Below are 2,038 nucleotides of genomic sequence, written 5' to 3' on the forward strand. Positions count from 1 at the left end.
AAATATTGAATACCTTTGCGGGGGGACACTTGGCCAACATACAGAGCCCTAAAATCGGAATCCGGTTTAGGACGCGGATAAAAATAGTCAGTAGGAGCTCCGTAGGGAACAACACTGATTTTGTCTGTTGACACCCCCGCATCCTGCAAGGACTGCTTCGTAAAGGATGAGGCAACAAAAATATGGTCAGCAAGTTGAACTTCTTGATCTTTACGCTTGAGTTTCCAAAGGGGTTCCTGAGCTGCTTGCAAGGCTGAAGCAAGTTCCGGGAAACGTTCTGCTTCTAATTTTTGTATTGCTTGACTAGTCCGGTAGAAGACAATCGGCAACTCATAAAGACAATAAATTCCTTGTCGTTTTGCTGTTTGAAAAGTGGTTGCAGCAATGTCCTCATAGCTGTAGATTGCATCGAGCCCTTGAAGATGATGGTCGGCAACATGACGATCAAGGGCCGTGCAAAGCCAGAGGATTAAAGTTTTGTAGTCCAGTCCCATTCTCTGAGCAAAAGGTAGCTTTTGCAGCACAACTCGGATAATTTCTCGCCCAGGGTGGTTTTTCATCACCCCCCCTGGGGGAACTATCCAAGTTCGCCGAGATAGTTCAACTTCGAGCTGCTGGCGAATCGTCTTTGGCAGGCAGCCCATGAAAGCCTTCAAAAGGCCATCCTGACCATAGCCGAAAGTAGTAATCACCTCATGCAGGAGTGCTGCTTGCCCCAGACTTTGGGCCGCATTGCGCGAATTTGGATTGCCGGTGGTATGAACTAAAGAAATCCGGAGTTGACTCATGGGATTTGTGTCCTTGTTACCTTAGCCACAAATTGCCGCTGCTGCTCCAAGCGGGGTAGAAGGAAAATAAAACTACTCAAGAACCAGAATTGAGGTAAGAAAGTATGGTGAAAAACGAGATGAGCCGTGATTGAAATTAACTGGGTCAGGCAGGCAGCTAAGGCTAAATCCTTTAACAAGGGCCGCTTTAGCTGCAAAAACAAAGAACCTAAAGCCGCAATCAGCGTTAGTCGTAGGCCATACCAAAGTAAAAAGCCGATGGGACCTAGTTCTAAAAAAACCCGGCCTGTTTCCCCTTCACTCGAAGGTAGTGATTCTCCGGGGGGAAGATTAAAGAGACCACGGACAATCGGGGCTGCTTGGTGCGTTGCCCCTGCTCCGTAGCCATCCAAGCCTTTATATTGGCTGAATTGGCTATAGGTCCCGACTTGCGTAAAGCTGTCTAAAATTCGATTATTAACATCCTCACTGGTCGTTGCTCGGTCCCAAAATGCATCCATAGCAGGTTGGAACCAGATCATTGCCGCTACGACAATAGCCATTGATGGCAGGATAATTCGACCCACAGTTCGCAACATTTCTCCGGGCTGCTTGATACTCTTAAGCCCGAAATAAATCCCTGAGAACAAAATAATGAACAGGATAACTGAGCGAGAGCCGGTCATAAAAGCATTGGCAATCACTAAAAGCGTTTCAACCGCATAAATCCATCGCCAGCGCTGGGTTTGTTCCCTTGCTAGAAGAACTAGCAAAAGGCTATAGCAAAAACTTAAATAGGCGGAGTGACCGGCAATGTAGGAAAAAGTCCCTGTCACTCTTGCCCGCGTAACCTCTTGACCAAAAGTGACGACTGTCTCAGGATCAACTCCCTCGACCGGTACATACACATTAATCGGACTGCCGGGGGGACTAAAGAACTGAGCTACTCCTAATAAACAGACTGGAATAGTTAGTAAAAGATAGTTTCGCAAAAACCTCTTAAGTTCTGCCTCAGACTGAAATAGGTTTGGGATCAGCCAGATTAATGGAATATATAAAAGATAGCCTCTGATTCCTAGAATTCCGACAAAAGGAGATCCTAAGCTAGGATTGAAAGCCTGAAATAAAATCCATCCTGCTAATAGTAAAATTAAAATATAGATAAAATTACGCTTAACAAAAAATTTTTCCTGCGAGGTAGGAAAAATAAAGTAGCGAAGATAAGCTCCCAGCAAAACAAAGTCTTTTAAAAAGTAAATTAAATCACTCAT

Annotated in this window: 1 protein-coding gene and 1 pseudogene; both read right to left on the reverse strand. The window is 45.0% G+C overall.

The genetic code is table 11. The features are described 5' to 3' along the window. Positions 1–788, reverse strand: a pseudogene (locus tag AC2VE5_RS26100) (glycosyltransferase family 1 protein); the annotation flags it as partial. Beyond that, on the reverse strand, positions 785–2,038 hold a 1,254-nt coding region (locus AC2VE5_RS26105; RefSeq protein WP_486890471.1), incomplete at its 5' end, for a hypothetical protein. The gene AC2VE5_RS26105 and the pseudogene AC2VE5_RS26100, both read right to left, overlap by 4 nt.

The organism is Aliterella sp. E5.1, assembly GCF_057473825.1.